Consider the following 15494-nt stretch of genomic DNA (forward strand, 5'->3'; position numbering starts at 1 on the left):
CTAGATCATGACTTTGCCCTAGCAGTTATACGTAAATGCTTGTGATGGTTTTTTGAGTAGCACATATCCCACTGTGCGGAATTGAAAATTTAAAAACCCTTAATGTAGTTCTTCGATAACCGCGACAAACTTAACTTACGCCAAATAATGGAAAAACGAACCGCAAAGGGCAAAGGATACAAAGGAATGAGAGTTTCAGAGAGTTATTGCGTAAGTCCTATCTTGTTTACTCAACTAAATAACTGCGCCAAATTGATTGAGTATTTTTACTGCCTTTTTCTGGAAGTAGCAATCGCCAGGTTTTACCTTCTTGCTGAATTTGCAGGTAAACGTCAAATGCTTGTTTTGCTTGCGTCAAGCGCCGTTTTGGTAGCTTGAGAATCAAGTCGTAGGTTCCCCGAACCCGGAAAGCTGGTAAATTGTCAATGGTTAGGGGTTGTTCTTGGGTAATTGATAGCCGCTTGATTTCAAATCCTTGAAAATCTAGATCCAACTGTTGGCTAAGTTTTTGTTGAGTTTGTTCTAGCCCAAGTGCGATCGCTTTTTGCACTAACTCGCTAGTCGGTAGCAGTCCAATACTGCCACAAGCTGTTACTAGCACCAGCAATATTGCTGTCAAAACTAACCGCACCATGTTATTCCTGAGATTCCACTTATCAGCGATAGTATAACTGTAGATTCTCTCAATTCTCTCATCTACCATGCCAAAACAGTCTATAGGTCTTGATAATCAACTCTACAATTATCTTTTATCCGTTTCGCTGCGAGAACCAGAAATTCTTGAAAAGTTGCGCCAAGAAACCGCCAATCATCCCCGAAGTGGAATGCAGATTTCACCAGAACAAGGGCAGTTTATGAGCCTTCTGGTACAGTTAATTGGAGCGAAAAAAACCCTAGAAGTTGGAGTGTTTACGGGTTATAGCTCACTTTCTGTAGCTTTGGCGCTACCGGCTGATGGCAAGATTATTGCTTGTGATGTGAGTGAAGAATTTACTGCGATCGCTCGGCGATATTGGCTAGAAGCTGGGGTTGCTGATAAAATTGATCTCCGATTGGCTCCAGCTTTGGAAACTTTAGATCGGCTATTGGCAACTGGGCAAGGCGAGACTTTTGATTTTGCCTTTATTGATGCTGATAAAGAAAATTATGATGGATATTATGAGCGATCGCTGCAATTAGTGCGTCCAGGTGGATTGATTGCGATCGATAATGTTTTATGGTCTGGACAAGTAGCTGACGAGCAAAATCAAGATGAAAGCACCCAATCTATCCGAGCGCTGAACGAGAAGTTACATCATGACGAACGCATTACTCTCGCCCTTGTCCCCATCGCCGATGGACTTACTTTAGCAATCAAGCGATCTTAATACAGCAGAGCGCACAATAACTGTGCGCCCTTATTGCGTATTCTGCTTCTATTGACTTAGAAGTTGAAGCCAACTCCCAATAGTAGCCCTACATCAGTATCATCGAGAAAAGAAGCATTTACGGAACCTGTCACTGTAAATCGAGAACCTACAGGAACGTCTACACCACCAGTTAGCAGTAATCCAATATCAGTATCCAGATTAGCTTCAATTGCTACCCCAGCACCGATAAAAGGAGATATACTATAGCTTCTCTCGCCTACCGAACCAGCTCTGCGAGGAGAAAAATCTAAAGTTACAGGAACCAAAAATATTGTATCGTCCCCAAAGATCACCGATGGTCTAACTGATATATTGTTTGTCAGACCAAGTTTGCTGATTACTGCAAAGTTACTATCGCTCAAAGCTGAATCGTTGCCGCTCAAACCAATATTACCACCACCTCCGATATAGCTTCTGCCACCACGAGTACTTCTGCCTACGTTAACATCAGGCGTTGTACTTCCTGTTGATGGCTGATTTAACTGACTGATGTTAACATCAGGCGGAATCAGGACTTGGTTAATTGCATGGATAACACCATTGCTAGCTTTCACGTCTGCCTGGAGAACTCTGGCATTATTCACTGTCACTTGACTGTTAGCGGAATCGATTTTAATATTTACAGGTCTTCCTTCATCGGTTGTCAATTCCCCTGCCGAGAGTTGACTAGCAGTTACCGCACCGGGAACCACATGATATCTCAAAATCTTAACTAACGCTTCTCTGTTCTCTGGTTGCTCTAACTGCTGTAAGGTAGCAGCAGGCAAAGCAGCAAATGCATCATTGGTGGGAGCGAAGACTGTATAAGGGCCTGGCTGTTGAAGAATATCTGTTAGACCGGCTGTCTTTAATAAAGAAGTCAGAGTTGTAAAAGAACTACTGGATGCTGCCAGAGAAACAATATCAGTACTTGTGGGAGTTCCAGCTACAACGTACTGACTAGCTGGAAGATTGCTAGCAATGGGTTGCACCCGTCCCTGTTTAACTAAAGCTTGATATAAAAGTGCTGCTGCTTCAGCACGAGTCAAAGACTGTTGCGGATTGAGTTGTTTTACATCCGGGTAGTTGACAACAAGATTACCTACTGTCGCTGCTGCCACACTACCAACAGCATATTCTGGGATAGCTGAGGCATCGTTGTAGTAAGTAGTGAGAGTACTTGTATCGCCACCAGTTAAACCTAAGCCACTACTTAAAGCAACGATCCCCTGTACTCTAGGAATTTCTTGATTTGGTCTAAACACGTTCCCAGGATAGCCTGCCAAAAATCCAGTTTCGTAGGCGTTTTGAATTGCAGCAGCTGCCCAGTAGTTAGCAGGAACATCACTAAATCCACCCGCACTTAATTGCCGGACTCGGTTTTGGGTACTGAAAGCTTTTTGAATCAAAGCAGCAAATTCAGCACGAGTCACAGGCTGATTTGGTCTATAAGTGCCATCAGGAAAGCCACTAATCACGTTATTCTCAGCTAGGGCTTGAATGAAGGGACGCGCCCAATAATCTGAGGAAACATCAGACAGGTTAACTGTTGAAGTAGGCGATGGTGTCGCAGGTGATGGTGTCGCAGATGGAACAGGAGTTTGAGATGAAGCTGGGGCAGAAATTACGATGGGAGTTATTGTCGCAGCTGTAATTCCCAGAACTAGCAAAGTAACCTTTGTTGATGACCAACGAAACAAACTAGACATGGAAATATCCTCTTTTCAATTTCTTGGGTTGACTATTGGAAAATACTGGATGCAAGGTTAAGTGAATACAAATATCCAGATAATTATTTGGTTCGCCTTAATATGGAAACCAAAAATGAAACCCGTTTACTCTGAAAAATTCAAATGTGGGACATTATGAGTAGCTGCTCTGATATCTCATAACATTTATCCAAATGTTTACCACATGTAGTATCGGATTCCTATTTGCTTTTTAAAGAACCGGAGATCGCACTAAAGAGAAGCAGGCATACCAGGGTAATCTCTTCTGTTGCAACAATAAAGATAATTAATGCAAGTAGGCGATTTTATCAGTTCTAAAATTGCAGTCAAGCAGTAAAATAATTGGCCTTTAATAGCCGTATCTTTATAATTGCCGAGGAGGGTTCATGCTGTCAAACTTAATGTATCATGATCTTTAGCAAGATTTAAGAAATAAAATGCCTCTTGGCGATATGATGCATTATTAATCTTTGATCGAAATTATACAACTAACTCAGGGCTGGATTTTGAGGAAAAACTTTCACTCTTTAGATAGTTGTCCTTGATGGCAAATTTTCAAATACTAGACTGGAAATTAGCGATCGCAATCAAAAATTTCAAGCCTGATTGCGCCAAGATTTTTGGCTAGGAATTATTTTTTTACAAAAGACTATTTTATAAAAGCGAACCCAAAGATAAACTAGGATTTTTGGAAGCTGGCTAATCTGTCTCAATTTTGCTCACAACTTTTCTGGAGGTAGGGCAACAAATCCGGTTTTTAGTCCACGCTTGAATCCTGCTTTTTCATAGAAGTGCAACGTCTCCTCGTTTTTTGAGCCACTTAGAAGCATCACTTTATAGCACTTTTGCTGCCATGCTAAAGCTAAGGCATAATGTAGCACTTGTGTACCTAATCCCTGTTGTCGAAAATCGAGATGGGTGACAACATTTTCAATGATGCCGTATGGACGTGCGCCACGCGTCAAGTTGGGAACAATGGTTAAATTACATGTTGCTACTAGCTGGCTATGAACATCAGCCACGATGTAATACAAATGGGGATCATGTAAAATCTCATCCCAGATAGATTGTAAAACATCATCAGCTGGTAGAGGCGCATCGACAGGATTTAGGTGGTTATATAAAGCCAAAAGTTGGGGAAGTTCGTCGCGTGTAATTAGGCGAACGGTAATTATAGGTTTAGACAAAGCTGTATTAGGATAATATCGCAGGAAGTATATTTGACAATTTCAAATGTCAAAATTATGGGAATGTCAATTCAGTACGAACAACTCCAGCACGTTCATGGCGGGCTAGCAGTTTAACTGTGCTACCTTGAGGCACACGCACCACCCATTCTACTTTTGCCCGATCCTTGGTAGGATCGCTGTGCCGTCTAATGGGAGTTGAAGGCTTATAGGCTCGTCCTTCTAATTGACCTAACTCTTCACGGGGCTTACCGGTTACCAAAGTTCCCCCAGGAGGTAGTTCAATTTCACAGATACAGCCCCGCACCAGCTTTTTTTCTAAGGCTTTTTGAGTGACGTTGGTGGGCAACCAGCCTGTATTATGCACAACTAATTGCACCCGATAAATATCATCACCCAAGCTGTGGACACTGGCTTCGTAAATTTCTAAACGCGGAGATATTAACAGATGCCAAACTAGCCATTCTGGGAAGAGGGCTATTTCTTTCTCCAGAAATTCAGGGGGTGGATTTGTCCAAGCGTACATGGTATCCCAGCCGCCTAGTTCAATCTGACCGAGTTGGGGATGCTCGAAGGGATACCAATCTACGTAGCCTTTACCTGCAAGTTTTTCATCGTTCCAACGCAGCAATTTCAGATCATCTTCTACAGAGTGTTCTCGCTGCCAATCGATGTATTTATAATCATTAATTCCAGCTTGGCGCTGCGGACTCCAGACTTCTACTGTCCAGGCAAATAGACCTTGATATTCATAAGCCCAGTCATCAAATGTCCCTGTAATTACGTCTTTGGGGTCATAGCGGAAATCATGAAAGGCGGAGATGGCTGGGTATTGAGTAAGTTCAGTACCTTTTGCGCCAATACGTTGATAAGTGCGGAGGTCATTAACGGGGAATTCGTCATCGCTGAGGTGGGTGTAGGGACGGATGAGAACACCGCTAAAAGTATGAAAGGCGATCGCTCCTGTAATATTAGGATGTGTAGTGATAAATTGAACTAGCGATCGCACTTCTGTTTCAGATGTAGGATAAGGGCCAGACCCCGATTGCTCAGATTCTTGCCGCCATAAAAATGGAAAATTTCGGTTTAAATCTAGCCCTTTCTTAGAAGGCTGAATTTTAATCTGAACTCCGTCATAATTTTCTATATTTCCTTCTAGTAGTACGCGATAATACTGTCCACCTGTTTCTGTGGGTTCGCGTCGCACCAGCAGACGAGGTTCAGTAGGACAGACTTTCCAAGCCCCATTGTCATCGGGGATTCGCATCAGTAAAATCCGACCATCGCCATCGATATCTTCCATGACTAACCCATCGTTGCCTTTTTCATCATGGGGATAGGGACGAGTACTAGAGCGAATAAATTTCGGTTTGTCAGCCAATGCCAACTCAGCACCATCAGGGTTAACGCGGGGGCAAATGTAGAAGGTGCGAGTATCTAAACAACGGGTAATTTCTGGGTGAGTACCGTAAGCTGTAACTAATGTTTGCAAGAGGTATAGACAAACACTTGACGGTGCTAATTCAGTGGCGTGGATATTGCCATCAACCCAAAGGGCAGGTTTTTCTTGGTGTGCGCCAGTGGCAAAGTTGGTAACTGTCAATACCCAAATATCACGTCCTTCGTAACTCTTGCCAATGCTTTCTATGCGTACTAGTTGGGGAAATTCCTTTGCATAACTGTGCAGAATGCTTGCCAGGTCTTCATAACGATAGTATTTATCAAACCTAACATCTGGCATAACAAACCCCCCATTACGAATTATTTTAAACCTATTGCCGTTTCAATTCTTGTATTAATAGCTGACAACGCTTACTAGGTTCCCTAGCTTGTTCCCGATCCGTCAAACACACTTCAGTTGCTTTTTTACTAAATTTTACAGCTTGACTACTGAGTTCTTTGATTCGAGTCTTTAATTCTTCAATTCTCTTCCTTGCTAACGCTGCGCGATCGCAAATCTAAAAACCAAAATTGTTTGACTAAGCTTGAAAAGATTAATTCGGCTTACCCGTAATCGTGAATGCTGCCCAGTAGTAAGGATGGTTATAAAGAATTTTATCTGATGCCATTTTACTATTTCTATATAGTTGCGTCGCTAAATAAGTTTGAATTCTTACTTCCTCTGGATGCAGATTATTCAAAATATCTTCATACCATTTTGTCAGTTCTCCAGCAGTTAGTTCTTTTAACCATTGTGTGGCTTCCGCTAAAGCAGTAATTGCTGATTTATTGGGCTGTAATCGTCGGTAAAACTCGATCATTACTAAGGCACTAGCCGAAGATTCTACACTCCAGAGAGTACTCACTACATGAGGTACGCCCTGAGTTACAAAACCACTGACTAAGCTCAAATATTCGCTGCTAATAGTGTAGTTATTAGTACTTAAATTTTCACAAGCAGAGAGGGTAATCAGGTTGTAACTATCTAGATTTTGTTGGCAGATTTCATCTAGAGTAAGTTTGTCTTCACCTGCTAATGCTAATTCTGATTTTTTAGGTTCAGCTAAATTATTAGTGACATGACCTGTAAAATGCAAGATGTTATAATTATCAGACAAGGCATTTTCGACAATACTTTTTGTAGCTTCTGCCCCCTGAATTCGTTGGATATTATTGAACATCTGACTAACAATTTCAGACTCCAGTTTGGCAAATTTCAGTGTGGGATAACTTGTACTTTCAGGATGTTCAATACTGAGCAAGAACTTATTTTGCCACTGCCAAATATCCTCAGTTCTGATTGATAAACCTATTTGGGCACTAGGTAGATAGGTAACGCTGAAATTTGATTCCACATTTGGTAACTCTTCCAGAGATGGCGAAGAAAGATGGAAAAGTGTATGAATGGGCAATCTGTACAAGTCACGGTGAGGAATTAAGACCAGTTGGGTGATGCCTTCGAGTTCCTGTGCAATTGTAGAAATATTCAGAATTTCATACAGTCGCAACAGTTTCTCTTCCATATCAACTCGCCAAGAATGCTGACTTTTACTTTCTCTGTCGTGGGCTGTGCTGCGATATTCTTGGTATTGTTGATGCCAATCTTCTAGCCAAATTTCAAATTCAATTAGGCGTTGCACTGCTTCGGGTAGAGGCAATTCATTTAGACGGATAGCGTCTTCTCCTAAAGGTATTACCCCAGCATCTTGCATGGGTGTAAACAGGAGAATTGGTGATGGAGCTTGGTCTTTGAGAATAAAAGTATGTAGGGCAACTGGACTAATATGCCAGTAAATAATTGCTGTTGTGGGATTGAATAGTTGTTGAATTGCGCCATAATAAGGCGAGTAAATATTATGATTCCAACCAGAAAGCAGCCAGTTTAAACAAGCATTTTTACCTTGTTCGGCAATTTCCCAAGCTTCTACTAAATCACCCGACTCCACAGCTAAATCAACTGCCAATTGATCGAAGCCGGCAAATTTTAGAGCTAGTTGTTTTTTACTTTCGTCTGAGCGAGTTTCTTCACTCAGTAATTGTCGCAATAAATCTGTCCCACGTTGCAGCAATTCTTGAACTTGTGTGGTTTGTCCCAAACCCATCAACACTTTGCTAAGAGATTGCAAAACCTCTAGGTGCAACTGGGGAAAATATTCTAGTGTCAGGGTTAACAGCGCCTGATGATACTCAGATGCAGCTTTGCGCCAATAATCCCGCGTATTGGTATGTTTTTTACCTTGTTCGTAGTAAGTATTAGCGATCGCAAAATGCAATCTACCCCAACCTTCTGGATGGGTATCTGTCCGTAGATGCTTTAACCCTTCTTCGTAGCTGGCTAATTTTCCTTCGTAGCCGCCCTGTTGTAAGGCGGGATTTGCCGCGATGATACTACTCGACAAATTCAGCAATACGTCAGAAGCTACTAAATGACCGATCGCAGTTCCCCGACCAATCCAAGCTTCCCAATAATCTTGTTTAATTTGCAAAGCGTTGTCATAACAAGCGATCGCTTCGGCAAATTGTTCTAAATGAAACAGTGCTATTGCCTGATTATACCAAGCTAAGTGGAAGTCGGGTTTAATGGCGATCGCTTGCCGATAGGAGGCGATCGCTTCTTCTCTCCGTCCTAAGTTGTCTAACGCTATACCTCGGTTGTACCAAGCTAAGTAGAAATCAGCTTGAACTGAAAGTGCTTTATCCCAAGAGGCGATCGCTTCTGACCACCTACCTAAATTAAACAGCACTACACCCCGGTCTATCCAAACTTCGTGGTACTCTGGGTTAATTTCTATAGCTCTGTCGTAAGATATAATCGCCTCAGCAAATTGTTCGCTGACAGCTAAGGCTATGCCTCGGTGATACCAGTTTTCCTGGTCTTCTGGTTCGAGTTGCAGCGCTTGGTCATAACTAGCAATAGCTTCTGGTAGCCAACCTAATTTCAGCAGTGCCAAACCCTTGCTAGACCAAGCTTCTTGATAGTCTGGCTTGATTTCTATAGCTTTGTCAAAAGAAGCGATCGCTTCTTCAAAGTATCCTAATTCTCCGAGAGTTCCACCCCGGTTGTACCAGGCTTTGTAGAAGTCTGGTTTCAGTTGTGTAGCTGTTTCATAAGATGCGATCGCTTCTTCAAAACGTTCTAAATGGAACAGCGTCAAGCCTCGATTAAACCAATATTCTGAGAATTCTGGTTGCATTGCAATGGCTTGGTCATAAGATGCGATCGCGCCCAACAAATCACCCGTTTTCGCTTGCTGAAGACCTTGGTAAAACCACCCTTGAGCGTCGGTAATCGGATTATCGTTATGTCGCTCAATAATACCAGGGGAATTACTGCTTTGAACTGCCAAATCCGAAGCAAGTTGCTGAACTAAATTGGTACTTTGATCCAACCTCACCCACAACTCATCTAAAGTATTAGCCACATTCGGCTCTAAATTCGTCAGAGTGTTATCCCAGGTTTCCACCGAGGAAGACGTTGCTAATTCAGTCTTTTGCCTAGTGGAAAGGAGATTTACTGGTGTTGTAATTTGAACAATTTCTTCTTCGTCAAACCTCAATTGGGTTAACAAAGTGATTGAATCTTCTGCTGCGGGCAGAGGAAGATTTTCTGGGATTGTGGTTTGGGCGTCTTCCCTTTCATATTCCCATACCACTTCCTCTAAGTTTTCGGGTAATCTTTCCTCAAAAGAGTCATTTTGGGGTGTTGACGTTATTGCTTCAACATCTGGCGCATCATATTCCCATAATTGTTCACCTAAACTAAGAATTAGCTCTTGTCCAGGGGGAGTTGGGAGAATTTCTTCATCGGGTGTACTTTCTATTACATCTGGCTCATCATACTCCCATAACCGATCGCCTAAATTGCGGATCAGTTCTTGTCCAGGAGTGATTTCTATTACATCTGGCTCATCATGCTCCCATAACTGTTCGCCCAAATCGCGGATCAGTTCTTGCCCAGGAGTGATTTCTAGATCATCTTGTGCCTGATTGTCCTGATAATCTTCTATTTCTGTAGGTAAGTTTTGCATTAGCCGAATGCCAATGTCATAAGCAACTTCTCCAATTCTGCCAACACCAAGTTCCCCCAATTGCACCATCTGTGTTGCTAAAAGAGGATTTGGTGTAGGTGAAGCTAGCAAGCTTTCACCAAACATCAACAACCAGTCTATCCAACGTTCAGCCGGAATGCGATTTTCGATCCGTTGCAGATACCTCAATGCCCACTGTCGTCCTCGTGCTTGATGCACGCCTTCTAACAATTGGATAAACAATTGTTCCAGATCCGCATTGGTTAGTTCTGGTAGTACCCCCACCAGATTGCGTCCTCTCGCACCCTTGAGAGAACTATTCTGTTTACTTGCAATGAGGCGCTTTAAAAACCTTTTAAGCGACTGCGATATCCGCCTGAGCATCTGCCACACTCTTGGATTTTGTTTTTCTAGATTGTAGCCATCGTTGTGTTAAAAAAATCATCAATTACGTAAAAATCCATTAGATTCGGACAGCGCTTCCGTAGCAGGTTAGCAAAAAATATACAAATCTTCAAGAGCATAGCATTACAACGTTACAATTCCCAGATTTAACTCTTGAATTTGACTTTGGCAAGCAGTTAATTTTCAGTTTGCTCTGTAGTCGATTGACCAGCAGGATATAACTGACTAATTAATGCCTGGACAAGCACTTGTGGATCGTCTGTTTCAACGGCAAGCTGTTGAGCAATTTGCTGACGTAAATTTTCATCCTCCTGCAACATCACAAACAACTGTTCTAGGGTGACAGTTTGGTATTCTCCCTCTGGGAGGTTCTCTAGCGCATCTGCTGACTCTGATACTGGGACAGCTACCTCAGAGGGCAAAGCAGTGCTAAACGCATCTGGCCCTTCGTATTCCCAAATTGGTTCGCCTTCATTGCGTGTCAACAACTGCATCCCGATATTATAGGCAACATCTCCAATTTCTCCGATGCTCAACTCACCCAATTGCACTAACCGCGCAGCCATTTCATTATTGGGTGTAGGAGATGCTAGCAATCTGTCGCCAAAGCGCCCCAACCACTCAACCCACTCTTGAGTTGTGATGCGATGTTCGATATTATGCAGCCACTTCTGTGCCCATGCTTCCCCTCGTGCTTGATGTACTCCTTGCAACAGTTCGTTGAAGAGAAATTCCAGATCCGTATCGCTTAAGGGTGGTGCTGGTTCTTTTTGGACATTTCCCCTAGATTTTGAGGTATTCTGTTTTCCACCAAACAAGCTCTGAAAAAGCTTTTTGAGCCATTGAAATAGCCGCTTGAGCATCTGCTGCACCATCGAGTTTTACTTTATCTATAAAATTGTAGCGATCGCACTGGACTATGGCGTTAGTTCAGTCAATAAAACGTATAGTCATTGGTCATTCGTCATTGGGCATTGGGCATTAGTCATTGGGAACTTATTAATTCTTCTCCCTCTGCCTCCCCACTCCTTTATAAGAACAAATGTACTAAATGATATGCTATAATTCCGATACATTGATGTTGAAATCATAGTAGAGGATAAGCTCTGGTTACTTGCTTTCCTGGGTGCCAAAATTCACGGCATTAGTTGAGTGCAAGGGCTATGGCAACATCGATCAACAAAGCAGGTACGAGAGTTTAAAATAATTGAATCCTAAACTCGACTCGGTGCTACTAATCAACATTGAAAGGCATTGAAGTCTATTTTTCCATGTCTTACGAACCCCTGCACCACAAATATCGCCCCAAAAGTTTTGCTGAACTGGTGGGTCAAGAGGCGATCGCGACCACCCTCACGAACGCGATCGGCACATCCAAAATTGCCCCCGCCTATTTATTCACTGGGCCAAGAGGTACGGGGAAAACTTCTAGTGCCCGGATTCTGGCTAAATCTCTCAATTGTCTAAAAGGTGATCAGCCCACTGCTGAACCCTGCGGTGTATGTGAGGTTTGTCAGGGAATCACCAAGGGCTACGCCTTAGACGTAATTGAAATAGACGCCGCCAGTAATACTGGTGTCGATAATATCCGCGAGTTGATTGAAAAAGCCCAGTTTGCTCCTGTGCAGTGTCGCTACAAGGTTTATGTAATCGATGAATGCCACATGCTCAGTACCCAGGCATTCAATGCGCTACTTAAGACCCTAGAGGAACCACCGAGACACGTAGTTTTTGTATTGGCGACAACAGACCCGCAACGGGTGTTACCAACGATTATTTCGCGCTGTCAAAGGTTTGATTTTAGACGCATTCAGTTAGAGGCGATGGTGAAGCATTTAAGTGCGATCGCATCTATAGAAAACATTCATATTTCACATGATGCTGTCACCCTGGTAGCCCAACTTTCTCAGGGGGGATTACGGGATGCCGAAAGTCTACTCGATCAATTGGGCTTGTTAGCGGGTGAAGTCACACCAGAGCAAGTTTGGGATTTGGTGGGGACGGTAAGCGAACAGGATTTGTTAGCGCTTTTAAATGCGATCGCTCAAGATAAACCCGAAGCAGTTCTAGACTGTACTCACTACATTCTAGATCGTGGTCGAGAACCCCTAACTATTCTGCAAAATCTCGCTGCTTTTTACCGCGATTTACTCATAGCGAAAACAGCACCCAACCGCCACGATTTGGTTGCTTGTACTCAGCAAACTTGGACAGCGCTGGTTGAGTTTGCTCAATACTTCGATATCAGCACGATTTTGGCGGGACAGCAACACCTGCGAACATCAGAAGTACAAATTAAAAATACCACCCAGCCGCGTTTGTGGTTGGAAGTAACATTACTAGGATTGTTACCTAGTGCGACAAATATTCAGCCACAAGCCCCAAGTGTCGCACCGCGAGTTAATACACCTGCTGTATCTCCAAGCTATCCTCCAGCAGTTGCCCAAAATCACCCAGTCTCTTCTGTACCTTTAGCTGAACCGCAAACAAATCATAATTCTGCATCTGCCAATCATCAAACGGCTGCCCAAACTCAGCCCGTTACTTCATCTCCCCCAGTTGAACAGCAAACAAATCACAATTCTGTTGCTAAATCAGTTTCAGCACCAACTCCAGAACCTGTTGCTGTTCCTGTTCCAGCTGCGAACATTGAACCAGTAACTTCAGAAGTTGTTGGCGAAGCAGAATATGACTTAACTCAGATTTGGCAACAAGTGCTTGCCAACCTCCAGCCAAAATCAAGGCAAGAAATGCTGCGTCAAATGAGCCAACTCATAGATTTTGACGGTGTTGTGGCTCGAATTGCGATTAAACAGGCATGGTATGACAAGGGTAAATCTTATCTACCGATGATTACGGCAGCTTTCCAGCAGACTTTCCAGCGTGAAATCCAGATAAATATAGAAAAAGGAATTTCTTCAAACTCTACCTCAACTAAAAAAAATCCTCCGCCAAAAGATTCGACTCGCGTTCAGCAACCACCAACTCCCAGTTACAACCAGCAAATTTCGTCTCCAGCGCCGGCACCGCAGCCAACTAATCCACCACCAGCACCGACAGCAGCAAAAAATGGAAACGGCGTAAATGGAAATGGGGCAAATGGAAATGGCGTAAATAGAAACGGGGTAAATGGAAATGGGGCGCAAACTTTGCCTCCACCGCCAAAACAAACACCCGCACCTGATTGGGAACCTGACGAAGTAGCGATCGCAGCTCAACGTGTAGCAGAATTTTTCAACGGACAAATTATCCGTTTTGCAGATGATTTCCCAGAATTCTCTGATTCCATAACTACACCAGAATGGGTAGAGGAAGCAGAAGTTGATGATGAATAAAAAATGCAAAATTATTTTTGGTAATTTTGCATTTTGAATTTTGAATTTTAAATTTTGAATTCCCCAAAGGGGCTATTCCCCATGCCCAGTATGCAAAGTTTTCACCCATTTCAGGCGCTTTGGTCTTACCGACATTCGAGCAGTAGTACTGCTCATGACGACTAACCAGTGCAACATATATAAACTGCCGCGCAGGGTTTGCACCAGCATTATAAAATATGTAGAAAGTGGGAATTTTTGATCTTGACGTACCCGCTTCAGACCTGTAAACATCCCTACCATCGACATAGAAATAGACAAACCAGTGATCGGACTTAACATTGGTGGACGATGACGAGCGATCGCCATTAATAAATCTGGGACTGCTGCTGTTGGCAAGATATACATAATCAGCATAAAAATCAGCAAATCCCAGCTTTTACGCGTTCCCATGCGGTTTTTGAGAATTAAATCCCAATAATCCAAATAGCGCTGATAACCGCCTTCTGCCCAACGGTTGCGCTGATGCCAGAGTGAAACTGCACTTGTCACTCCTTCTTCTTGCACCGCTGGATGGAAAACACACTCAATATCCCATTTATCCAAATGTAAACGGATTGTCAAATCCAAATCATCGGTAATGGTTTCTTCATTCCAGCCACCGCAGCTTTCCAAGGCTGAACGCCGGACAAATTGACCATTGCCCCGCAGTTCGCCAATGCCACCAAGGGCAGTCCGCTGTTGCTGGAACCAGGTATCAAGTGCCATTTCTGCCATTTGACCCTTAGTCCAAAAGTTGTCTTTAGCGTTGGCGATCGCTTTTCGCACCTGCACCGCCCCCACGTTTTCTCTTTGAAATAAAGGTATTACCTGTTGCAGCAAGTCTGGTGTCACTTGGGCATCAGCATCAAATACTGCTATAATATCGCCCTTTGTCAGCGGCAATACCTGATTCAACGCCCCCGATTTGCCACCAGTAGCTTCTGCTGAACGCCTTAGTACTTTCAGTTGGTCGTGTTTCTGTTCGAGTTCCGTTAATAAATGTGGCGTGCTATCACTGCTGTGATCGTCAATTATCCAAATTTCGTACTGCCCACCTGGATATTCCAGATTACAAAGATTTTTGACTAATTTAGCAATTACCGCTTCCTCATTTTTCGCAGCCACTAGCACAGAAACAGAAGGTAAATCTCCCTGTATTTCTTTTGGATAGCGACGGGATTTAGTAAACACCACCACCAAAGCATGAAATCCTAGAATGGTGGTCAGTCCTAGAATAAAAATGGAAGCCCAAGAAACTAAATGTAGAGCGATCGTGCCACTCCAGACGATAGTCAAGACTAGAGCTGCTTTGCCTCTACGACCTTGAAACCGGGATGGTAGAGACATAGAATCTGTCTCTAACACTGACTCCTCATCTACTGATAGGTCAGACAACAAGGAGTTGAGCGGATCAAGCTCTTGATAAGAATCTTCTTCGGGCCAGGAATTCGCTGGCATAGGTTAGGTTGCTTGATTCAAAAACCACTATTTGTCTACAGTTAGTAATTTTACGGACAAATATCCCTAAGCTACTTTTCCCGATATTAATCGGAATGGGCAAACTGCAATACCCGCTATCCCTAAGCCAAAAGCCGCTGGGACTACCTTTGTTGTCACCGTCACTGTGCGTAATTACCTCATATTAACCGCGTTTACTACTCTTAGACAGAAGCTTGATTCCTTTGATAGCCACTTGGGCAGGAAGCTTGTAGAGTCGGACTTTCTCTAACGAGAACTCTGGTTTGGGTAAAGTAATAGCAAGGTAGCAGCAGCTTTTTGTTGGGAAAAACTGCAATAACGGCATCCACCACTTTACAGTAGACATTTTTAGTGTTAACGTTCCCAGATTCGATAACAGTTAATGCAGCATTATTGTAACCGAAATTTTAATATTTCTTAGTAGTAACTTCATTTATTAAGCATGGGGCATTGGGATTAGGGAAAGGTGACAGGTGATAGG

At 43.1% G+C, this 15494-nt stretch carries 10 protein-coding genes; 2 read left to right on the forward strand and 8 right to left on the reverse strand.

Going from position 1 to position 15494, the window contains the following annotated elements; genetic code table 11:
- Positions 1 to 226: 226 nt before the first annotated feature.
- A complete protein-coding gene (locus HWQ43_RS02135) occupies positions 227 to 634 on the reverse strand; it encodes a hypothetical protein (RefSeq protein WP_292729667.1) in 408 nt (135 codons plus the stop codon).
- Positions 635 to 701: 67 nt separating this feature from the next.
- Between HWQ43_RS02135 and HWQ43_RS02140 the strand changes: the two genes are divergently transcribed.
- Positions 702 to 1367, forward strand: coding sequence for a class I SAM-dependent methyltransferase (locus HWQ43_RS02140; protein ID WP_292729572.1), 666 nt, complete (start codon positions 702 to 704; stop codon positions 1365 to 1367).
- A gap of 56 nt (positions 1368 to 1423) precedes the next feature.
- Here HWQ43_RS02140 and HWQ43_RS02145 read toward each other — a convergent pair whose 3' ends face one another.
- From HWQ43_RS02145 to HWQ43_RS02165, 5 genes are all read right to left on the reverse strand, one after another.
- Entirely contained in the window at positions 1424 to 3097 is a 1674-nt protein-coding gene (locus HWQ43_RS02145; protein WP_292729575.1) for a fasciclin domain-containing protein, read from the reverse strand.
- Between the two features lie 740 nt (positions 3098 to 3837).
- The gene (locus HWQ43_RS02150) at positions 3838 to 4305 is read right to left on the reverse strand and encodes a GNAT family N-acetyltransferase (RefSeq protein ID WP_292729578.1); all 468 of its coding nucleotides are present in this window, start codon (positions 4303 to 4305) and stop codon (positions 3838 to 3840) included.
- A gap of 55 nt (positions 4306 to 4360) precedes the next feature.
- Complete coding sequence (locus HWQ43_RS02155) at positions 4361 to 6046, reverse strand: M14 family metallopeptidase (RefSeq protein WP_292729581.1); 1686 nt, start codon at positions 6044 to 6046, stop codon at positions 4361 to 4363.
- Positions 6047 to 6299: 253 nt separating this feature from the next.
- On the reverse strand, positions 6300 to 10157 hold the full coding sequence (locus HWQ43_RS02160) for a tetratricopeptide repeat protein (protein ID WP_292729584.1): 3858 nt from the start codon (positions 10155 to 10157) through the stop codon (positions 6300 to 6302).
- 197 nt (positions 10158 to 10354) lie between these two features.
- Positions 10355 to 11053, reverse strand: a complete 699-nt coding sequence (locus HWQ43_RS02165) for a hypothetical protein (RefSeq protein ID WP_292729587.1) — start codon at positions 11051 to 11053, stop codon at positions 10355 to 10357.
- A 396-nt stretch (positions 11054 to 11449) separates the two neighbouring features.
- Between HWQ43_RS02165 and HWQ43_RS02170 the strand changes: the two genes are divergently transcribed.
- The gene (locus HWQ43_RS02170; protein WP_292729590.1) at positions 11450 to 13513 is read left to right on the forward strand and encodes a DNA polymerase III subunit gamma/tau; all 2064 of its coding nucleotides are present in this window, start codon (positions 11450 to 11452) and stop codon (positions 13511 to 13513) included.
- A gap of 72 nt (positions 13514 to 13585) precedes the next feature.
- Here HWQ43_RS02170 and HWQ43_RS02175 read toward each other — a convergent pair whose 3' ends face one another.
- Positions 13586 to 14992: a glycosyltransferase family 2 protein gene (locus HWQ43_RS02175; protein WP_292729592.1), complete on the reverse strand. Its 1407-nt coding sequence runs from the start codon at positions 14990 to 14992 to the stop codon at positions 13586 to 13588.
- A gap of 184 nt (positions 14993 to 15176) precedes the next feature.
- Positions 15177 to 15359 (reverse strand): hypothetical protein, encoded by a 183-nt coding sequence (locus HWQ43_RS02180; RefSeq protein ID WP_292729595.1) that lies wholly within the window; start codon positions 15357 to 15359, stop codon positions 15177 to 15179.
- Positions 15360 to 15494 lie beyond the last annotated feature (135 nt).

The sequence above is a fragment of the Nostoc sp. JL31 genome, from assembly GCF_017114965.1.
Taxonomy (GTDB): domain Bacteria; phylum Cyanobacteriota; class Cyanobacteriia; order Cyanobacteriales; family Nostocaceae; genus Nostoc; species Nostoc punctiforme_A.